General features: G+C 69.2%; 21 protein-coding genes. 12 read left to right on the forward strand and 9 right to left on the reverse strand.

The annotated features are described in order from the left end of the window. Positions 1-338: 338 nt before the first annotated feature. Entirely contained in the window at positions 339-1,487 is a 1,149-nt protein-coding gene (locus A3OM_RS0107285) for a putative zinc-binding peptidase (protein ID WP_018043078.1), read from the forward strand. Between the two features lie 18 nt (positions 1,488-1,505). Here A3OM_RS0107285 and yciA read toward each other — a convergent pair whose 3' ends face one another. From yciA to A3OM_RS0107315, 6 genes are all read right to left on the reverse strand, one after another. Further along, on the reverse strand, positions 1,506-1,919 hold the full coding sequence (gene yciA / locus A3OM_RS0107290; protein ID WP_018043079.1) for an acyl-CoA thioester hydrolase YciA: 414 nt from the start codon (positions 1,917-1,919) through the stop codon (positions 1,506-1,508). A 238-nt stretch (positions 1,920-2,157) separates the two neighbouring features. Beyond that, positions 2,158-2,457: a hypothetical protein gene (locus A3OM_RS0107295; protein WP_026175810.1), complete on the reverse strand. Its 300-nt coding sequence runs from the start codon at positions 2,455-2,457 to the stop codon at positions 2,158-2,160. A gap of 179 nt (positions 2,458-2,636) precedes the next feature. Further along, positions 2,637-2,822 carry a DUF1508 domain-containing protein gene (locus A3OM_RS0107300; RefSeq protein WP_018043081.1) on the reverse strand — a complete coding sequence of 62 codons (186 nt, stop codon included), beginning with the start codon at positions 2,820-2,822 and terminating at the stop codon, positions 2,637-2,639. Between the two features lie 265 nt (positions 2,823-3,087). Continuing rightward, complete coding sequence (locus A3OM_RS0107305) at positions 3,088-4,581, reverse strand: DEAD/DEAH box helicase (protein WP_018043082.1); 1,494 nt, start codon at positions 4,579-4,581, stop codon at positions 3,088-3,090. Between the two features lie 290 nt (positions 4,582-4,871). Further along, positions 4,872-5,225, reverse strand: coding sequence for a hypothetical protein (locus tag A3OM_RS0107310; RefSeq protein ID WP_018043083.1), 354 nt, complete (start codon positions 5,223-5,225; stop codon positions 4,872-4,874). 2 nt (positions 5,226-5,227) lie between these two features. Next, the gene (locus A3OM_RS0107315) at positions 5,228-5,470 is read right to left on the reverse strand and encodes a hypothetical protein (RefSeq protein WP_018043084.1); all 243 of its coding nucleotides are present in this window, start codon (positions 5,468-5,470) and stop codon (positions 5,228-5,230) included. A gap of 186 nt (positions 5,471-5,656) precedes the next feature. Between A3OM_RS0107315 and sseA the strand changes: the two genes are divergently transcribed. Together sseA and A3OM_RS0107325 are read left to right on the forward strand one after the other, a co-directional pair. After that, a complete protein-coding gene (gene sseA, locus A3OM_RS0107320) occupies positions 5,657-6,505 on the forward strand; it encodes a 3-mercaptopyruvate sulfurtransferase (protein ID WP_018043085.1) in 849 nt (282 codons plus the stop codon). 55 nt (positions 6,506-6,560) lie between these two features. After that, entirely contained in the window at positions 6,561-7,394 is an 834-nt protein-coding gene (locus A3OM_RS0107325) for an urease accessory protein UreD (protein ID WP_018043086.1), read from the forward strand. A gap of 297 nt (positions 7,395-7,691) precedes the next feature. Here A3OM_RS0107325 and aqpZ read toward each other — a convergent pair whose 3' ends face one another. Then, positions 7,692-8,432: an aquaporin Z gene (gene aqpZ, locus A3OM_RS0107335; protein ID WP_018043088.1), complete on the reverse strand. Its 741-nt coding sequence runs from the start codon at positions 8,430-8,432 to the stop codon at positions 7,692-7,694. Positions 8,433-8,706: 274 nt separating this feature from the next. Here aqpZ and A3OM_RS0107340 point away from each other — a divergent pair, with 274 nt between their 5' ends. The 4 genes from A3OM_RS0107340 to A3OM_RS0107355 all read left to right on the forward strand — a co-directional run bounded on the left by A3OM_RS0107340 (position 8,707) and on the right by A3OM_RS0107355 (position 12,880). Next, the gene (locus A3OM_RS0107340) at positions 8,707-8,976 is read left to right on the forward strand and encodes an acyl carrier protein (RefSeq protein ID WP_043764521.1); all 270 of its coding nucleotides are present in this window, start codon (positions 8,707-8,709) and stop codon (positions 8,974-8,976) included. 54 nt (positions 8,977-9,030) lie between these two features. After that, complete coding sequence (locus A3OM_RS0107345) at positions 9,031-10,533, forward strand: AMP-binding protein (protein WP_018043090.1); 1,503 nt, start codon at positions 9,031-9,033, stop codon at positions 10,531-10,533. Beyond that, positions 10,526-11,827 carry a type III PLP-dependent enzyme gene (locus tag A3OM_RS0107350; protein ID WP_018043091.1) on the forward strand — a complete coding sequence of 434 codons (1,302 nt, stop codon included), beginning with the start codon at positions 10,526-10,528 and terminating at the stop codon, positions 11,825-11,827. Before A3OM_RS0107345 ends, A3OM_RS0107350 begins: the two co-directional genes overlap by 8 nt. A 456-nt stretch (positions 11,828-12,283) precedes the next feature. Further along, complete coding sequence (locus A3OM_RS0107355; RefSeq protein WP_018043092.1) at positions 12,284-12,880, forward strand: hypothetical protein; 597 nt, start codon at positions 12,284-12,286, stop codon at positions 12,878-12,880. Between the two features lie 116 nt (positions 12,881-12,996). On the opposite strand, the gene mntR is transcribed toward A3OM_RS0107355, so the two are convergent. Beyond that, entirely contained in the window at positions 12,997-13,428 is a 432-nt protein-coding gene (gene mntR / locus A3OM_RS0107360) for a manganese-binding transcriptional regulator MntR (protein ID WP_244478851.1), read from the reverse strand. Positions 13,429-13,513: 85 nt separating this feature from the next. Beyond that, the gene (locus A3OM_RS0107365) at positions 13,514-14,449 is read right to left on the reverse strand and encodes a LysR substrate-binding domain-containing protein (protein WP_198290813.1); all 936 of its coding nucleotides are present in this window, start codon (positions 14,447-14,449) and stop codon (positions 13,514-13,516) included. A gap of 84 nt (positions 14,450-14,533) precedes the next feature. Here A3OM_RS0107365 and A3OM_RS0107370 point away from each other — a divergent pair, with 84 nt between their 5' ends. The 5 genes from A3OM_RS0107370 (at position 14,534) to A3OM_RS0107390 (ending at position 19,638) form a co-directional block, all read left to right on the forward strand. Further along, positions 14,534-14,845 carry a septum formation initiator family protein gene (locus tag A3OM_RS0107370; RefSeq protein WP_026175812.1) on the forward strand — a complete coding sequence of 104 codons (312 nt, stop codon included), beginning with the start codon at positions 14,534-14,536 and terminating at the stop codon, positions 14,843-14,845. A gap of 134 nt (positions 14,846-14,979) precedes the next feature. Beyond that, positions 14,980-16,065 (forward strand): pyruvate dehydrogenase (acetyl-transferring) E1 component subunit alpha, encoded by a 1,086-nt coding sequence (gene pdhA / locus A3OM_RS0107375; protein WP_018043096.1) that lies wholly within the window; start codon positions 14,980-14,982, stop codon positions 16,063-16,065. A 241-nt stretch (positions 16,066-16,306) separates the two neighbouring features. After that, positions 16,307-17,752: a pyruvate dehydrogenase complex E1 component subunit beta gene (locus A3OM_RS0107380; RefSeq protein ID WP_018043097.1), complete on the forward strand. Its 1,446-nt coding sequence runs from the start codon at positions 16,307-16,309 to the stop codon at positions 17,750-17,752. Positions 17,753-17,894: 142 nt separating this feature from the next. Then, positions 17,895-18,185: a DUF5076 domain-containing protein gene (locus A3OM_RS0107385; RefSeq protein ID WP_018043098.1), complete on the forward strand. Its 291-nt coding sequence runs from the start codon at positions 17,895-17,897 to the stop codon at positions 18,183-18,185. Between the two features lie 43 nt (positions 18,186-18,228). Beyond that, the gene (locus A3OM_RS0107390; protein ID WP_018043099.1) at positions 18,229-19,638 is read left to right on the forward strand and encodes a pyruvate dehydrogenase complex dihydrolipoamide acetyltransferase; all 1,410 of its coding nucleotides are present in this window, start codon (positions 18,229-18,231) and stop codon (positions 19,636-19,638) included. The last annotated feature ends 74 nt before the right edge of the window (positions 19,639-19,712 follow it).

Genomic DNA, 19,712 nt, shown 5'->3' on the forward strand with positions numbered 1-19,712 from the left:
GCGCGATGAACGCGCGCCGGCGGCGGGAAGCCGGAGCGCATCGCCGAAGCGCATCCCGGCTGTCATCGGCGTTTCGAGGCCGAATGACCATAGGCCGGGAACAGCGCCGACGGCAGTCGAATTCGGTGCTAGTCTACAGCGACGTTGCCCGACCGGGTGGTGGAAGGCGAAGACGTTCATCGCGTGAGGATCTTGGCCCTGGCAGTTCAGACATACGGCGTGGCGATGCGGCCCGTCGCCGGGCATGAAGCAAATTCCGTGCATCGTGGCGCGGGACGCCGCCGCGACGCGCTCCCGCTCGCCCTCCGCGGCGACCGTCCGGCGGGCACGGCCGCCCGATGAAGGTCTTTCAGTGCCAGGCCTGCGACCAGCCGGTGAGCTTCGAGAGCACGGAATGCGACAGCTGCCAGCGGCGGCTCGGCTATGTCTGCCAGTCGCATGAGATGTCGGCCCTCGAACCCTCCGGTTCGGTCTGGCACGCCTATGCCGACCCGGCCCAAAAATACCGCTTCTGCGCGAATTCCGATTACCACGCGTGCAACTGGCTGGTGCCGGAGGACAGCCAGGACCGCTACTGTACCTCCTGCCGGCACAACCGCGTTGTCCCGGACCTAGCGCTCGACTGGAACCTCACCCGCTGGCGCCAGATCGAGGCGGCCAAGCACCGGTTGTTCTACTCGCTCCTGCGCCTGGACCTGCCCCTGATGACGCGGGAGGAGAACCCGGCCACGGGCCTCGCCTTCGATTTCCTGGTGGATCCGGCCGAGAGCTACAGCGTCGGCCCGCCCGTCCTCACCGGGCATCGCAGCGGCCTCATCACCCTCAACATCGCCGAGGCCGACGACGTCGAGCGCGAACGCCGGCGGATGCTGTTCGGCGAGTATTACCGCACCCTGCTCGGGCATTTCCGCCACGAGATCGGGCATTATTTCTGGAACGTCCTGGTCCGCTACGACCCGAGCATCTGGGCGTTCCGCGAGCTGTTCGGCGACGAGCGCGCCAGCTACGGCATGGCGCTGCAGCGCTACTACGCCCAGGGCGCGCCGCCGGACTGGCAGGAATCCTACGTCAGCGCCTACGCCACCAGCCACCCGTGGGAGGATTTCGCCGAGACCTGGGCGCATTACCTCCACATCGTCGACACGGTGGAGACGGCGAGCGCCTTCGAGCTCCATCTGCGGCCGCGCCTGCGCAGCAGCGCGCCGGAGCCCGTGGTGATCGATTTCGATCCATACCAGTCCCCCGACCTCGACCGGCTGGTCTCGGTCTGGCTGCCGCTGACCTACGCGGTGAATTCCCTCAGCCGGAGCATGGGGCAGCCGGCGCTCTATCCCTTCAAGCTCACCCCGGCCGTCATCGCCAAGCTCGCCTTCGTCCACGACCGGGTCGACGCCGTCCGTTCGGCCGCGGGGCATCAGGTCGATTCCGACGTCCTGAAGGCCGTCATCACCGGCCTGCGCCAGCGCGTGGCCCCTCCGAATGTTTGATGCCCGCCTCTCAGGGCCTCACGGCTCCGGCGAAGAACTCTCCGGCTCCGGCTTGGGAAGCCGGCGCGGGCGGCCGTCGTCGTCGATGGCCACGAAGGTGAAGGTGGCCTCGGTGACCTTCTCGCGCAGCTTGGTGCGGAAGCGCCGGGCCCAGGCCTCGACCTGGATCTTCATGGAGGTGCGGCCCACACTCTCCACCCGGGTATAGACGCAGAGCACGTCGCCCACCCGCACCGGGCGGATGAAGGTCATCGCATCGACCGCCACCGTGACCACGCGGCCCTGCGCCTGGTCGACGCCGGCGATGCCCCCGGCCTGGTCCATCTGCGACATCACCCAGCCGCCGAAGATGTCGCCGTTGGCGTTGGTGTCGGCCGGCATCGCGATGGTGCGCACCGTGAGGTCCCCACGCGGGTCGCTGGTCTCGCCCATTGCGGTCTCCCCCCTGATCGCCGCCGGCCTTGGTTCGTCCGAGGCGCGGCCTTGGTTCGTCCGAGGCGCGGCCTTGGTTCGTCCGAGGCGCGGCCTTGGTTCGTCCGAGGCGCGGCCTTGGTTCGTCCGAGGCGCGGCTTGGCCTCCTGCATCGGCCGAGAGGTGGCGTCAGGTCAAGCAAAAGCCCGGCCGTCCCGAAGGGGACGACCGGGCCTCGAAACCGGCCGGCGTGGCCGACTCAGTAGTAGAAGCGACGCGGGCCGTAGAACCGGCGCGGGGCGTAGTACGGGCGACGGTAGAACGGACGCGGCGCGAAGTACGGACGACGGTAATACGGGCGGGCGTAATAGGGGCGACGGTAGAACGGGCGACGGTAATACGGCCGGCGGTAGTAATACTGCGCCTTCTCGACGACGGCCGGCGCGGCCTCGCTCTGAAGGGCGGAAACCGGGCCGATGGGCGCGGCCGAAGCGCCCTGGGGGGCCAGGGCGGCGAAGCCCAGGGCCAGCAATGCGGCCAGAAGGAGTTTCCTCAGCACGTTCATGACTCCTCGGATGATCGAACGACGGTGATGATACGACGGCATGCGCGGGAATGCATGCTTGGCCGTCAGCCGAACGCATGGAATCGGCAAACCGTTTCATGCCCCCTGCCGGCACGCTTAACGGTTAGCCTTGTCGCGAACGGCTTTCGCCCGAGCGGGGCCGGGTGGACGGGTCAGGCGATCTTCAGCGTCATGTCGACCACGCTGGCCTCGGCCGAGCCCTTCACCAAGGTGATGCCGTGCTCGCAATCTTCCCGGCGGGCATAACCCTCGGCCGAATCGGCGATGACGTTGCCGTTCGTGACCCTGAGGCGCCAGCGCCACTCGCCACCCGAATCCCGGTAGAGTTCGAAACGCATGTCCACGCCTCCCTCGCGGCGATGACCGCTATAGGGTCAGATGGCGCGGAATCGCCCGTCGGCAATCCCGTCCCGGCAGCGAGCCCGGACACGACAACGCCGCCCCGGATGATCCGGGGCGGCGTCTAAGCAGGTTTCGCGGAAGCGGCCGCCGGTTCTGCGACCTAAACCTGCGCCACACCAGAAAACCAAGCAGGTTCGCGTTGGCTTACCAACGCGAACCTGCTTTGCCGGGCGAACCCGACCGTCGAAGCGTTAAGTGAGATCAGGAACGCGGGAAGCGATCGAGCCAGCCGATGGCACGGCCTTCGCCGCCGGCATTGCTGCCGGCGCCGCCGCTGCGCGGGCGCTCGCCCTGGCGCGGAGCGCGGTTGTCGCCGCGCTGGTCGGGACGGGGGCCGCGGCCCTGTCCGTCCGACGGGCGATCGCCGCGGCCCTCCTGGGGACGGCCGGACCTGGCCTGCCCGGCGGGCTGACCACCGCGACCGCCGCCCGGACGGGCACCGGCGCCGGGACGACCGCCGCCGGGACGCTGGCCCTGGCGCTGGCCGGGACGCTGGCCCTGGGGCGCCGGACGGCGCTCCTCGGCCTGGGCGGCCTCGGCGGCCTCCTGGCGGGTCGGCGGGTTGAAGCCTTCGGGGAAGGCGCCGACGGGAATCTTCTGGCGCGTGGTGCGCTCGATATCCCGCAGGTAGGCCTTCTCCTCGTCGTTGCAGAACGAGATGGCGAGCCCGTTCGCCCCGGCGCGCGCGGTGCGGCCGATGCGGTGGACGTAGCTCTCGGGCACGTTGGGCAGGTCGTAGTTGATGACGTGGCTCACCGCCTCGACATCGATGCCGCGGGCGGCGATGTCGGTGGCGACCAGCACCCGGCAGGACCCGTCCTTGAACGCGGCGAGAGCCCGCTCACGCTGCGGCTGGGACTTGTTGCCGTGGATGGCGGAGGCGTTGATCCCGACCTTCTCCAGGCCGCGCACCACGCGGTCGGCGCCGTGCTTGGTCCGCGTGAAGACGAGCACGCGCTCGATCTTCGGGTCGCGCAGGATGTGGTTGAGCAGGGCCTGCTTCGCCCCGGTATGGGCGAAGATGACTTCCTGGGTGACGCGCTCGGCGGTGGTCGCCACGGGGGTGACGGCGACCTGCACCGGGTCGCGGAGATACTGGTCGGCGAGGCCGGCGATGTTCTTCGGCATGGTGGCCGAGAAGAACAGGCTCTGGCGCTCCTTCGGCAGCATCTTCACGATGCGCTTGAGGGCGTGGATGAAGCCGAGGTCGAGCATCTGGTCGGCCTCGTCGAGGACGAGGATCTCGACGGCTTCGAGGGTCAGCGAGCGGCGCTCGATGAGGTCCATGAGGCGGCCCGGCGTGGCGACGAGGATGTCGACGCCGTTGGCGAGCGCCTTCTCCTGGCGGGAGATGGTGACGCCGCCGAACACCACGGTGTTGGTGAACGACAGGTATTTCCCGTAGTCGGAAAAGCTCTCGGCGATCTGGTTGGCGAGCTCGCGGGTGGGCGAGAGCACCAGCACGCGGCAGCCGCGACGGATGGCCTTGCGCGGGTTCTGGGCGAGGCGGTGGAGGATCGGCAGCGCGAAGGCCGCGGTCTTGCCGGTGCCGGTCTGGGCGATGCCGCAGAGGTCGCGGCCTTCCATGGCGGGGCGGAGGGCCTGGGCCTGGATCGGGGTCGGGGTCTTGTAGCCGGCCTCATCCAGGGCGCGCAGAACGGGCTCTGCGAGGCCGAAATCGGTGAATTGGGTCAAGGGTAGACTTTCAGGCAGCGGGACCGGCCGGACACCACCGAAACGATGGCCGTCTTGTCGAAGGGGCTGGTCCGTTGAGCTGGAGGCCGCCCGCGTGATGGGGCGATCCGGGTGCATGCACGTTGAAGAGAGGGGCTCAGGTCGCTTGGGCCGCGCTGACGCGCAATCGGCGATCCGTCACGCAGCCCTCTCAAGCGAACCTGTCACGGTCGCTGACGCTGCGACTGCGATATGCGCTTTCGCGCCTGCGAAGTCAACGTGGTGCCCGAGCCATTCGCCGGGCGCGGGGGTTACCAGCCGTAGCGCGCCATCTGATCGAGCCTGGCCCGGACCGCCGTCTCGTCGCGGCCGAGGGCGGCGAGGCTCTGGGACAGGCCGTAGCAGGTGCCGCAGAAAGGGAGCTGGACGAGGGGCATCGATTCGGCGCGGAACCGGGACACGGAGCCGATCAGGCAGGCGATGACCACCTCGTCCGGGGGCGTGCCGACGCAATCGCCGCGCGGGCTGCCGAACAGGGCGCGGTTGGGATAGGCCAGGGCCAGGGTGGTGCCGCCCCGCCGGTCGGGAGCCGGAGGCACGGTGTAGCTGCGCACGAACAGGCCGGCGAACAGCAGCATCGCGCAGAGGGCCGCGAGGAGGCGCATGGTCAGGCGGTCTCGTCGAAGCGGGTCCGGTGGAACACCTCCGTCCCGGCCCCGTCGATGACGCGCACCGCCTCGGCCGGTCCGCCCGAGCGCTGCGGCGCCCGTGCCCGCGCGAACAGGAGGAGCGCGCGCTCCGTGGCGCTCTCCGCCCCGCTCGCGCGGATCGACAGGCGCTGGCGCACGCGGTCCTCGCCCTCGTCCTCGGAGCCGAGGATCTCGATGTGGAACGTCTCGCGCGGAGTCACGATCGGGCGGCCTCCGGATGACGTCTGTGGCGATGGCTGGTCATTGCGGGGAGCTTTCGCCTCAACGTGGCGCCTGTGCAAGATGGGGCGTGCGCAAGGTGCCGCCCCGGCGAGCCGGCGACTGGGCAAGCCGGGGGCGGATGTGGTTGAGTGGCGTCGACCTCCTTATGATCGGACAGAGCAGACATGGCGCCTTCGCATTTCGTCACGACCGGCTGGCTCAAGGAGCGTCTCGGCGCACCGGGCATCATCGTGCTCGATGCGTCGTGGTACCTGCCCGCCCAGGGGCGCGATGCCGCAGCCGAATACGAGGCCGCCCATATCCCCGGCGCGATCCGCTTCGACATCGACGCCATGAGCGACGAGACCTCGCCCCTGCCGCACATGCTGCCCCGGCCGGAGGTCTTCGCCTCGCGCATGCGCGAGCTCGGCATCGGCGACGGCATGCACATCGTCGTCTATGACGGGATGGGCCTGTTCTCCGCGCCCCGCGTCTGGTGGATGTTGCGCACCTTCGGCGTGCGCGACGTGCAGATCCTGGAGGGCGGCTTTCCGGCCTGGCTCGCCGCCGGCGGTCCCACCGAGGATGGCGACGGCCCGCGCCGCGACCGGCGCCATTTCTCCGCGCGCCTCGACCACGGGGCCGTGGCCGATGCCGCCGACGTCGCCCGCGCCCTCAAGACCGGCTCGGCCCAGGTGGTCGATGCCCGCTCCGCCCCGCGTTTTCGCGGCGAGGAGGCCGAGCCGCGCCCCGGCGTGCGCCCCGGCCACATGCCGGGCGCACGCAACGTCCATTATTCCGCGCTCCAGGCCGACGGCCGGCTGAAGGACGCGGAGGCCCTGCGCAAGGTCTTCGCCGATGCCGGCGTCGATCCGGCCCGACCCGTGGTCACCACCTGCGGCTCGGGCGTGACGGCGGCCATCGTCGCCCTGGCCCTCGAGACCCTCGGTCATCCCCCCCGCGCGCTCTATGACGGCTCCTGGTCCGAATGGGGCGTCGACCCCGCGCGGCCCGTCGCCACGGGACCGGCCTGAGGCGGCGAACGACCGAGCCCGCACGCGCGTGGCCCATGATGGATTAAGTATCGCCGTGCCGTCCCCCGACGCGGCGCCGGCGCGGCAGCGCTCCGACGGGCGCGTCCGCGTGCGCGTCGTCCGCCACGGGATCGGCACGCATGTGGCCGACCTCTCCGAGGCCGGGCCGCTGCGCCTGCGGCTTCCGCGCCACGCCGCGGGGGCCTGCGAGGCGGTCCTCCTGAACACGGCGGGCGGCATCGCCTGCGGCGACGGGTTCCAGGTCGAGGCTGAGATCGGCCCGGGCGCCCATCTCGTCCTCACCACCACCGCCGCCGAGAAGATCTACAAATCCGACGGACCGTCGAGTCACGTGGGCACGCGGGCGGTGCTCGCCGAGGGGGCACGCCTCGACTGGCTGCCGCAGGAGACCATCCTGTTCGACCGGGCGCGGATGGAGCGGCGGTTCGAGGCCGATCTCGCCCCGGATGCGCGCCTGCTCGCCTTCGAGGCCGTCGTCTTCGGGCGCACCGCCCGCCACGAGCGCCTGGACTCTGGCCTGTTCCGGGATGCGTGGCGCATCCGCCGGGGCGGGCGTCTGGCCTATGCCGAATCCCTCGCCTTCGACGGTCCGATCACCGCCCTGCTGGAGCGGACCGCCCTCGGCGGCGGCGCCCGGGCCATGGCGACCCTCCTCGACGTCTCGCCCGATGCCGAGGCGCGGCTGGAGGCGTTCCGCAGCCACGTGGACGCGCTCGCGTCACCGGGGGTCGACGTCGCCGCCAGTGCCTGGAACGGGCACCTCGTTGCCCGATTCCTGAGCGCCGCCCCCGACGCCCTGCGGGCGACGGCCACGCGCCTCCTCGTGGCTTACCGGGGCATGCCGATGCCGCGGGTCTGGCAGAGTTAGAGGGGAGGGAGCTTCCCGTTCGCGCCGTGGATTCTGGAGGCCTCCTTCGAGGCCGCTTCGCGGCGCCTCAGGATGAGGTGGATGGGTGGGAAGAGGAGAATGTCGGCCTCGGTCATCCTATTCTCATCCCACCAGAATCCTCATCCTGAGGCGCCGGAGCGAAGCGGAGGCCTCGAAGGAGGGCTCCAACTGGCACTCCGGGTTCTGGAGGCCGCTTCGCGGCGCCCCGGGATGAGGTCGTCGGGTGGGAGAGGGCGGACCTCGGCCCCGAGGCCCAACCGCTCGGCCGGTCGACCCTCACGCCGCCGACCGTTTCTCCACGATGGTGGTCTCGATGAGCGTGTCCGGCTCGTAGAGCCAGCGCGCCATGGCGCCCGCCGTGACGGCACCGAGGATCGGCGCCAGCCAGAACAGCCAGAGCTGCCCCATGGCCTCCGCGCCCGCGAACAGGGCCGGGCCGCTGCTGCGCGCCGGGTTGACGGAGGTGTTGGTGATCGGAATCGAGATCAGGTGGATCAGGACCAGGGCGAAGCCGATGGGAATGCCGGCGAACCCGGTGGCCGCGCCCTTCGACGTCGTTCCGATGATGATGAACAGGAAGAAGAAGGTGGCGAGGGCCTCCACCAGGAAGCAGGAAAGCAATCCGTACTTGCCCGGGCTGAGGTCGCCGTAGCCGTTCGAGGCGAAACCGCCCGGCACCCATCCGGCCTTGCCGGAGGCGATGAGGTAGAGCACGCCCGCGCCGAACACCGCTCCGACGACCTGCGCCACGATGTAGGGGACCACGTGATGGTCGGCGCAGCGTCCGGCCGACCACAGGCCGAGGGTGACGGCCGGGTTGAAATGGCCGCCTGAGATATGCCCCACCGCATAGGCCATGGTCAGCACCGTGAGCCCGAAGGCGAGGGCCACGCCGAGAAAGCCGATGCCGAGGGCGGGGTAGGATGCGGAGACGATGGCCGCGCCGCAGCCTCCGAAGGTGAGCCAGAACGTCCCGAAAAACTCGGCCGTCGATCGCCGGATCGTGTCATGTGTCATGGCAGCCCCGCTCGAATGCAGGAGAAATTCTCATGTATTCACACCACGAGAATCGGCTTTATCCTTGGTCTTGACGCACGGAACCTAGATTTCGCCACGCCCCCTGGCAATCGCTCATTGGGCGTATCCGATCGGACCGGCCGATGGGCGACGCCGTTATTGTGCAGGTTGCTTACCGCCCGAAGGCCGCGCCGGGGAGGGGCTCATGGACTTGCCCGGCCGACATCGCTATGGGCGGCGACGGCCGACGGGACGGCCGATGGGGGACCGGAACGTGGTCGAGACACATGCCGCCGCGCGCGAGGCGATCCTCGCCTTCATCGCCGGTCGCAATCCCGGCCTCGCGCCGGGTGCGGTGACCGGATCGACCTCCCTCGTCACCAGCGATGCCCTCGATTCCATCGGCGTGCTCGACCTGATGATGGAGCTCGGCGACCGGTTCGGCTTCGAGATCGAGGAGGATGCCTTCGCGCTCGCGCATTTCGAGAGCGTCGACGCCCTGGCCGCCTTCGTCGAGGCCAAGCGGGCCGGGGCGCAATCCTGAGCGGGTCCGAGGACGCAAGACCGGTGAGCACTTTTGCAGACCCCGCTTAGCCCCATGCCGGCGCCCGCCCTGCTTCACGATCTCCTCGACGGTCCGGCCTGCGCGTCCGAGCGGATCGCCCTGGTCTCCGGCGACGAGCGGCTGAGCTATGGCGGATTGCGGGCCGAGGTCGAGCATCTGGCCCGGAGGCTGCGCGAGGACGGCGCCGAACCCGGCGACCGGATCGCCATCCTGCTTCCGAAATCCATCGCCGAATGCGTGGCGATCTTCGCCGTCGGCCGGGTCGGGGCGGTCGTCGTGCCGATCCATCCGAGCCTGCGCCCGCGTCAGGTCCGGCATATCCTCGCCGATTGCGGGGCACGGTTCCTCGTCACCGACGCCACCCTGCTCCCCGCCCTCGACCCTCCCCCCGCAGAGGGGGGAGGGCTCGCCCACCCGCTGATCGTCAGGCTCGCCCCCGACACCGTCACCGCTCCGCCGCCCGGCCTCGCGGCGATCCTCTACACGTCCGGCTCCACCGGGCTGCCGAAGGGCGTGATGCTCAGCCACGCCAATCTCCTGGCCGGCACACGGATCGTGCGCAGCTATCTCGCCATCGCGCCCGAGGACCGCATCCTGTCGGTCCTGCCGTTCTCGTTCGATTACGGCCTGAACCAGCTCCTCACGAGCGTCGAGCAGGGCGCCTGTCTCGTCCTCCTCGAGTTCCGCTTCGGCGACGAGGTGGTGCGGGCCGTCGAACATCACCGGATCACGATCCTGGCCGGCGTCCCGACCCTGTGGACCCTGCTGACCCGCGCGGCGCCGAGGCTCGGCAAGGCGGATCTGGCGAGCCTGCGCATCCTCACCAATTCGGGCGGCGCGGTGCCGCAGGAGACCGTGGCGCGCCTGCGCAGGGCGCTCCCGCACACCGATATCGTGCTGATGTACGGCCTCACCGAGGCTTTCCGCTCCACCTACCTGCCTCCGGGCGAGATCGACGCGCGTCCGGGCTCCATGGGCCGCGCCATCCCCGAGACCGAGATCTTCGCCGTGGACGCCGACGGGCGGCGGACCCGGCCCGGCGAGCCCGGCATCCTCCACCATCGCGGTCCCACCGTGTCCCTCGGCTACTGGAACCGGCCGGAGGATACGGCCCGCGTCCTGGTGCCGGACCCGCGTTTCCCGCAGGACGGCACCCTCGTCTGCCGCTCCGGCGACCTCGTGGTGGAGGACGAGGACGGCTATTTCCGCTTCCTCGGCCGCGAGGACGCGATGATCAAGAGCGCCGGCTTCCGCGTGAGCCCCACCGAGGTGGAGGAGGCGCTGATGGAGACCGGCGCGTTCCGGGCGGTGGCGGTGATCGGTCTGGCCGATCCCGGCCTCGGGCAGCGCATCCACGCCGTCGCCGTGCCGGCCGGGAGCGGCCCCGCTCCGGACGAGGTGCTGCAGGCCGTGCGGCGGACGCTGCCTCCGCACATGGTTCCGCGCGCCGTCGAGACCGTCCCGGCCCTGCCCACGACGCCCAACGGCAAGGTCGATTACAAGCGCCTGGTGGCGGAACGGACGAGCTATGTCTGACCCGATCGGCGACAGCCTCGCGGACCGCCTCGTCGCCGCCAACTTTTCGCGACGCGACGGCGTGCTCCATGTGGGCGGCCTCGATCTTCGCGGCCTCGCCGAGACCCACGGCACGCCGTTCTTCGTCTACGACGCCGACCTCTTGCGCCGCGCCTATCGCGACCTCGCGGGGGCGGTCGCCGGCTTCGCGGTGGTGGATTACTCGGTGAAGGCCAACCCGGCCCCCGCAATCATCCGCGTCTTCCGCGACGAGGGGGCGGGGGCCGAGATCGCATCGGCTGCGGAATTCGCCGCGTCCTGGGCGGCCGGTGTCGATCCCCGCCGCATCCTGTTCGCCGGTCCGGGCAAGAGCGACGCCGACATCGAGGCCACCGTCGCCGGCGGGATCGGCGAGATCCATCTGGAGAACGGCGAGGAGATGAGGCGCGTGGCCGAGGCCGCGGAGCGCCACGGCACCGTCCAGCGGGTGGCGATCCGCATCAATCCGGGGCCCGACGCGCAGGGGGGCGCCATGCGGATGGGCGGCAAGCCGTCGCCCTTCGGCTTCGACGAGGAGGAGCTCGAGGCCGTCGTCGATGCGGTGGAGGCCGAGCCGCGCCTGCACCTGTCGGGCATCCACCTCTTCGCCGGAACGCAGGGGCTCGTCGCCGCGACCCTCCTGTCGCAATGGGCCTACGGTCTCTCCCTGGCGGAGCGGGTGGCCGACCGGATCGCCCGTCCGCTGGAGACGATCGACCTCGGCGGCGGCCTCGGCATCCCCTATTTCTCCACCGACACCGCCCTCGACCTCGACGCCATCCGCGACGGAATGCCGGCGCTCATCGCCCGTGTGAAGTCCGACCCCCGCCTCAGGGCGGCGCGGATCGTGCTCGAACCCGGACGCTTCCTCGCCGGGCCGGCGGGTGTCTACGTGGCGCGGGTGAGGGCGGTGAAGGTCTCGCGGGGCAGCCGCTTCGTCATCACCGATGGCGGCATGCACCACCATCTCGCGGCGTCCGGCAATCTCGGTCAGGTGGTCAAACGCGATTACCCCGTGACGAGCGTGGTGGATCGCGGCGGCCCGCGTTCGCCCTGCGCCGTGGTCGGCCCGCTCTGCACGCCCCTCGACATGTTGGCCCGCACGACGCCGCTGCCGGACCTCGCGGCGGGCGACCTCGTGGCCGTCCTGCAATCGGGCGCCTACGGGCTGACGGCGAGCCCCACCGGCTTTCTCAGCCATCCGCCACCGGCGGAGCTCCTGGTGGACGAGGGCAGGGCGCGCGAGGTCGGCACGGCAGGGCGGCCGGCGGACTGACGACGCGGCAAGCCTTCATGGGACAGCCGGCTCCTGACGAGCCACGGCATCGCCCCAAATCCATTTTTGAATTGTATCTCCAGTGGCTTACCTCATCCTGAGGTGGTCGGGTGGGAGAAGGCGAACTTCGGCCTCGTCAAGCCATTCTCATCCCGGCAGAATCCTCATCCTGAGGCGCCGCAGCGAAGCGGAGGCCTCGAAGGAGGGGTCCAGTTCGCGCGCCGGGTTCTGGAGGCCTCCTTCGAGGCCCGCTGACGCGGGCGCCTCAGGATGAGGTGGTCGGATTGGATGATCCACGTGGGCATCGGCATCCGTTGAGGAATCGATTCGAACATGGCCGAAGCAGGCTGGCATCGGCATGCCGATCCGCCGAGAGCCGCCGAGTTTCGCAACGGAACGGAAACCCTCGCCCCATTAGAATCCGCAGCGTTCGGACGCGGTGCGGGAGGTGACCGATTGAGACGGGGTCTCGCCGTCAGGCAGAAATCGACCAAGCTCGAGTTTCTCAAGCACATCGTCGCCAGCACGCAGTCGGGCCCGGAGGTCTTCTCGACCGTCATGACGAGCGACGACTATGCGCGCGACCACGTCCAGATGATCTGCGAATCGCTTCAGCTCGGCCTGACCCGCCTGTATCGGGACCGGGACGGATACGGCTACGAGGTGCGCATCACCCGCGCCGGCAAGCTCCTGGCGTTCGGCGAGATCGAGGCGGCGGCGGCCGTGCTCGATTCCGGCAGGGGGATCACGCGTCTCGCCGGTGACCCGCCGGAGGGCGCCCTCGGCACGCTTCTGGCGCCCGGCAGCAAAGGCATCTCCCTCTACGGGATCGCCGCCCGGCAACACGCCCCCGAGATGATCCGCGGCGTCGCCACCGGCCACCTCTCCGTGGCGGATGGCGTCATCCAGGCATCCCCGCTCCTTAAGAGGTCGACCGGATTGGGCGGATGGGGGGACATCGGCGGGCTCGCCCGTCCCTCGCGCGAACGCGAGACGACCTTGTCGCTGCCGTCGAGCCGTTCGACGCGGCATGTCTCGGCGCGAAAACCCTGAGCGGGTTTCGCAGAAGCGGTCCCCGGTTCTACGATAGAAACCTGCGACACATCGAGGCGCCAAGCGGCCCGACGCGGTGGAGTGCCACCGCGAGCCCGCTCAGGGCCTCGTTCCGCTCAGCCCTTGCGTTCCGTGAAGTCGCGAAATGCCTCGAGGGTCTCGGCGCTGACGTGATGCTCGATCCCCTCCGCATCGCGCCTGGCGGTCTCGGCGCTGACGCCGAGGGCGCAGAGGAAGTGCTCGACGATGCGATGGCGCTCGCGGCTCTGGACCGCGAGCATGCGCCCGCTCTCGGTGAGGAACACGCCGCGATAGGGGCGCTGCTGCACGAGGCCGTCCTCGGCGAGGCGCTTGAGCATCTTGGCGACGGTGGGCTGGGCGACGCCCAGGCGCGCGGCGATATCCACCTGCCGCGCCTCGCCGCCATCGCCGATGAGATCGGCGATCAGCTCCACATAATCTTCCACGAGCTCGAGGCGGCGCGCCTCGCGGGCCTGCCGGAAGCTCTCCACATGGACGTCCGGATCGACCAGAGGGGCGTCGGGCATGGATCGCGACGAATCCTGCATGATGCCGGGCACCCCTTGCTTCATCGGTGTCACGGACACGGACCATTCCGTTCCCGAGCCGTGTTTAGCCAAGGCCGGCCCCCGAGGGGAGCCCTAAACCGGTCCGTGATGCGCCCACGCGCAGGTGAGCGACGAATTCCCGGGCGAAAACCGGCAGCGCTTCGAGGGATCGCAGGCAGATGGTGAGGTCGCGCGCCGCCCAAGGGTCGAGGAGCGGCACGATATCGAGGCCCATGGAGCGCGCGGCGCGCCGGGCGGTGGTTTCGGGGACGATCCCGAGCCCGACGCCGCATTCCACCAGCCGGCACACCGCATCGAAGCCGCGCAGCTGGACCCGCAGCCGCATGAGCGGCCGCCCGGTGCGCATGGCCTTGTCGGCGAGGAAGCGGGTGATGGCGCTCGCCCGATCGAGGCCGACGAGGTCGTAATCCAGCACATCGGCGAACAGCACGCCGTCCCGCTCCCCCAGCGGATGGCCGGAGGGCATCACCGCCACGAACCTGTCCTGGCGGAACGGGTGGGTCTCCAGGGTGCCGGTATCCACCGTGCCGGAGACGATGCCGAGATCGGCGGCTCCCTCCGCCACGAGACCGACGATCTCGTCCGAGGTCCGCTCGACGATATCGACGCTCACGCCGGTATGGAGGGCGAGATAGGCGCTCAGGGCCTCCGGCAGGAATTCGGTGAGCGCGTGGGTGTTCGACAGGACCTTGATCTGGCCGATCGCGCCGCCCGCATAGGCGGCGAGATCCCCCTGCATCCGGTCGACGCCCTCCAGCAGGGAACGGGCATGGGCGAGGAGCGCCCGCCCGGCCGGCGTCAGGACGACGCCCTGGCGGCTCCGGCCGAGGAGGGCCGCCCCGAGGGACACCTCCATCGCCCGGATCCGGCTCGACGCCGCGGCGAGTGCCAGGTTGGCGCGCGCCGCCCCGTGCGTGATCGACCCCGCCTCGGCCACATGGCGGAACAGGCCGAGATCGACGAGGTCGAACCGCATCATCGGGCGGGCATGGGGCAGGCGGGCATGGGGAAAGAGACCGGCATCGGCAACACATCCTTAACCCTGTGGCGCGATGGTTCGGACATGGTTGTCCGTCGCCGCGTCCGTTCCGTCCTCATGCCGCTCGGCCTCTACGCCGTGTCCGCGCTCGTGGTCGGCTATTTCGTGCATCAGGCCGAGAGCGGCAACCGCGGCCTGGAGGCCAAGCGCGCTCTGAAAATTCAGGCCTACGGTCTGAAGCAGGAACTGAACGCCGCCAAGGCCGACCGGGCGATCTGGGAGCACCGGGTGGCGCTCCTGCGCAGCGAGCAGATCGACCGGGATCTCCTGGAGGAACGCGCCCGCATCGTCCTCGGCCGCGTCCACGCGAACGATGTCGTCATCATCAATCCCTGATCGTACCCCGATCGCGTTTTTCCCGTCGCATTCCGCCTGACAACTCGGCCGATCTGTCGACGGGACGGCCTCGCTTTCCGCAAAACCCTGTCCTAGAAACGGTTCCAGAAAAGCCGTTCACGGGAGGAAAGCCGATGGATGCCGCCAACGAAGCGGGTCAGGCGAAAGCCGATTCGGCCCAGGGTTCGGCTCAGTTGGGGACGGGGGGCGGAGACGCCCCGACGCATGCTCCCGCACCGAACACGCCCCAGTTCACCCGGGAGGAAGACCTCCACGCCTATCACGAGATGCTGCTGATCCGGCGTTTCGAGGAGAAGGCCGGCCAGCTCTACGGCATGGGCCTCATCGGCGGGTTCTGCCACCTCTATATCGGCCAGGAAGCGGTCGTCATCGGCATGCAGATGGCCTCGGTCGAGGGCGACCAGACCATCACCGGATACCGCGACCACGGCCACATGCTCGCCTGCGGCATGGACCCGAAGGGCGTGATGGCCGAGCTGACCGGCCGGCGCGGCGGGTATTCCCGCGGCAAGGGCGGCTCGATGCACATGTTCTCCAAGGAGAAGCAGTTCTTCGGCGGCCACGGCATCGTCGGCGCACAGGTCTCGCTTGGAACCGGCCTCGGTTTCGCGGACGCCTACAAGAAGAACGGCAAGGTCAGCCTGACCTATATGGGTGACGGCGCGGCCAATCAGGGCCAGGTCTACGAGAGCTTCAACATGGCTCAGCTGTGGAAGCTGCCCGTGGTCTACGTGATCGAGAACAACCGCTATGCCATGGGCACGTCGGTGGCACGCGCTTCGGCGCAGACCGACTTCTCCAAGCGGGGCATCTCGTTCGGCATCCCCGGCGAGCAGGTGGACGGCATGGACGTCCGCACCGTCCGCGAGGCGGCGAGCCGCGCGGTGGAGCATGCCCGCTCCGGCCAGGGCCCCTACATCCTCGAGATGCAGACCTACCGCTATCGCGGCCACTCGATGTCCGATCCGGCGAAATACCGGACCAAGGACGAAGTCTCCAAGATGCGCGACGAGCACGACCCGATCGAGATGGTGCGCAAGCGCCTGATCGAGATGCACGGCGTGCCGGAAGCCGACCTCAAGGCCACGGACGCCAAGGTCCGCGAGACCGTCAACGACGCGGCCGAGTTCGCCACGCACGATCCCGAGCCGGATCCGTCCGAGCTCTGGACCGACATCCTGCTGGAAGCCCGCGCTTAATGGACCGAGAGCGACTTCTTGGTGCTGTTGTTCGTGCCATCGAAGACAATGGCGGACAAAGTACAATTGTCCAAGTCGCAAAGCATATCTGGGAACACCACGAAGTTGATCTGAAAAATTCGGGCGACTTCTTCTATACTTGGCAATATGAAATGCGGTGGGCAGCACAAAAGTTGCGTAACGCGGGTCAACTGACGCTCGGACGTGAGAACGGGCGCAACGTCTGGCAGTTGGTGAAATAATGGCGACCGACATCCTCATGCCCGCGCTGTCTCCGACGATGGAGGAAGGCAAGCTCGCCAAGTGGCTCAAGAAGGAGGGCGACGCGGTCAAATCCGGCGATGTCCTCGCCGAGATCGAGACCGACAAGGCGACGATGGAAGTCGAGGCCATCGACGAGGGCATCCTCGCCAAGATCCTCATCGAGGAAGGCACCGAGGGCGTGAAGGTGAACACACCGATCGCCATCATCGCCGGTGAGGGCGAGGACGTGGCCGCAGCGGCGGCGGGCGGAGGCTCGAAGCCCGAGGCTTCGGCCCCGGCGCAATCGGCCCCCACGCCGACGATGCAGGCCGAGGGCCAGGCCTCGGCACCGGCCGCCACGGCGAAATCCGGCGACGACAAGGCGAACGCTCCCGCCGCCCCGGCCGTCATCACCAACAAGGCGCCCGCGCCGGTGATGGAGGAATTCCCGGCCGGCACCGAGATGGTCACCATGACCGTGCGCGAGTCGCTCCGCGACGCCATGGCCGAGGAGATGCGCCGCGAGGATTCGGTTTTCGTGATGGGCGAGGAAGTCGCCGAGTACCAGGGCGCCTACAAGGTGACCCAGGGCCTGCTGCAGGAATTCGGCGCCCGCCGCGTGGTCGACACGCCGATCACCGAGCATGGCTTCGCCGGCATCGCGGCCGGCGCCGCCTTCACCGGCCTGCGCCCCATCGTCGAGTTCATGACGTTCAACTTCGCCATGCAGGCGATCGACCACATCATCAACTCGGCGGCCAAGACCCTCTACATGTCCGGCGGCCAGCTCGGCTGTCCCATCGTGTTCCGCGGCCCCAACGGTGCCGCCGCCCGTGTCGGCGCCCAGCACAGCCACGATTACTCCGCCTGGTACTCCAACGTGCCCGGCCTCAAGGTCATCGCCCCCTATACCGCCTCGGACGCCAAGGGCCTGCTCAAGGCCGCGATCCGCGACCCGAACCCGGTAATCTTCCTCGAGAACGAGATCCTCTACGGCCAGAGCTTCCCGGTGCCGAAGCTCGACGATTTCGTGCTCCCCATCGGCAAGGCGCGCATCCACCGCACCGGCAAGGACGTGACCATCGTCTCCTTCTCCATCGGCATGACCTACGCGCTGAAGGCGGCGCAGGCTTTGGCCGAAGAGGGGATCGACGCGGAGGTCATCGACCTGCGCACGCTCCGCCCGATGGATACCGACACGATCGTGGAATCGGTGAAGAAGACCGGCCGCTGCGTCACCGTCGAGGAGGGCTTCCCGCAATCGGGCATCGGCGCGGAGATCATCGCCCGCCTCATGGCCGACGCCTTCGATTTCCTCGACGCCCCCGTCCTGCGGGTCACCGGCAAGGACGTGCCGATGCCCTACGCCGCCAACCTCGAAAAGCTCGCCTTGCCCAACGTCGCCGAGGTGATCCAGGCGGTGAAGGCGGTTTGCTATCGGTGAGCCTACCACGCCAACTTCCCTCCCCCTTGTGGGGAGGGATCGAGGGTGGGGGTGCTTCCGCCAGCCTCCGCACGTCGAGGATCGCCCAACCACCCCCACCTCCAACTCCTCCCCACAAGGGGGAGGAGAGTAGAGCAGCACCATGACCGACAAGTTCCAGGAACTCTCCGCTCCCCCCGACGCCCTGAACAATGGCGGCATCGAGGTCGTGCGTGCCAGCGTGGTGGACGGCGCGGTGAGCGTGGCCCTGCGCCGCTCCTTCGACGATCCCTATACCTGGGGCCGCCTTCTCATCGACCTCGCCCGTCAGGCCGCCCGGGTCTACGCGCTGGAGACCGAGATGTCGGAGGAAGAGGCGTTCGAGCGCATCCGCGCCGGTCTGGATTCCGAGAGCTTCGACCCCGACCTGCCGCCCGGCGGCACCCTGAACTGAACGCCCCGCCACGCCCATCCGCTGACGATCAGGATCCACACCGATGCCCATCAACGTCCTGATGCCCGCCCTGTCGCCGACGATGGAGAAGGGCAACCTCGCCAAGTGGCTCAAGAAGGAGGGCGACGCGGTCAAATCCGGCGACGTCCTCGCCGAGATCGAGACCGACAAGGCCACGATGGAGGTCGAGGCCATCGACGAGGGCATTCTGGCCAAGATCGTCGTGGCCGAGGGCACCGCCGACGTGCCGGTGAACGATCTCATCGCCATCATCGCCTCCGAGGGCGAAGACCCGAAGACCGTAGGGACCGCGGGCGATGGCGGCGCAAAAGCGGAGGCTCCCAAGGCCGATGCGCCCAAAAGCGACACGCCCGCACTGAACACCACCCCCGGCGACGGCCACAAATCCTACGCGCGGGTCGACGCGGCGCCGGACGGCGCCAAGCCAGACAGCGCGCCGCAGGCCGGGCAGGGCGGCCGCATCGTCGCCTCGCCGCTGGCGCGCCGCATCGCCAAGCTCGAAGGCATCGACCTTTCCGCCGTCTCGGGCTCCGGCCCGCATGGCCGCGTGATCGAGCGCGACGTCCGCGCCGCCATCGCCAGCGGCTCGGCCAAGGCCGGCGCGCCGAAGGCAACCGCCCCCGCCGCAGCGCCTGCGGTCGCTCCGGCTCCCGCTGCGCCAACGCCCGCACCAAAGGCCGCCGCACAGGGGCTCACCACCGATCAGGTGCGCGGATTCTACCAGAAGGGCACGTTCGAGGAGGTTCCCCTCGATGGCATGCGCAAGACCATCGCCAAGCGCCTCACCGAGGCGATGCAGGTGGCCCCGCATTTCTACCTCACGGTGGATTGCGAGCTCGACGCGCTGATGGCCCTGCGCGAACAGCTCAACAAGAGTGCCGGCACCACCAAGGACGGCAAGCCGCTGTTCAAGCTCTCGGTGAACGACTTCGTCATCAAGGCGATGGGCCTCGCTTTGATGCGCGTGCCGGCCGCCAACGCGGTCTGGGCAGAGGACCGGATCCTGCGCTTCAACAATGCCGAGGTCGGCGTGGCGGTGGCCATCGACGGCGGGTTGTTCACGCCCGTCATCCGCAAGGCCGACCAGAAGACGCTGTCCACCATCTCCAACGAGATGAAGGACTTTGCCGGCCGGGCGCGGGCCAAGAAGCTGAAGCCGGAAGAGTACCAGGGCGGCGTCACCTCGGTGTCGAACCTCGGCATGTTCGGCATCAAGCACTTCACGGCGGTGATCAACCCGCCGCAATCCTCGATCCTGGCGGTGGGCGCCGGTGAGAAGCGCGTCGTGGTGAAGGACGGCGCGCCTGCGGTGGTTCAGGTGATGACCGCCACCCTGTCATGCGACCACCGTGTGCTCGACGGGGCTCTGGGCGCCGAACTCATCTCGGCCTTCAAGAACCTGATCGAGAACCCGATGGGGATGCTGGTGTGACCGGAATCCACTGACCCGTCCCCCAGCCCGGCAATCACCCACCCCCGGCCCCTCCCCACAAGGGGGAGGGGAGT

The sequence above is a fragment of the Methylobacterium sp. 88A genome (assembly GCF_000376345.1).
Taxonomy (GTDB): Bacteria; Pseudomonadota; Alphaproteobacteria; order Rhizobiales; family Beijerinckiaceae; genus Methylobacterium; species Methylobacterium bullatum.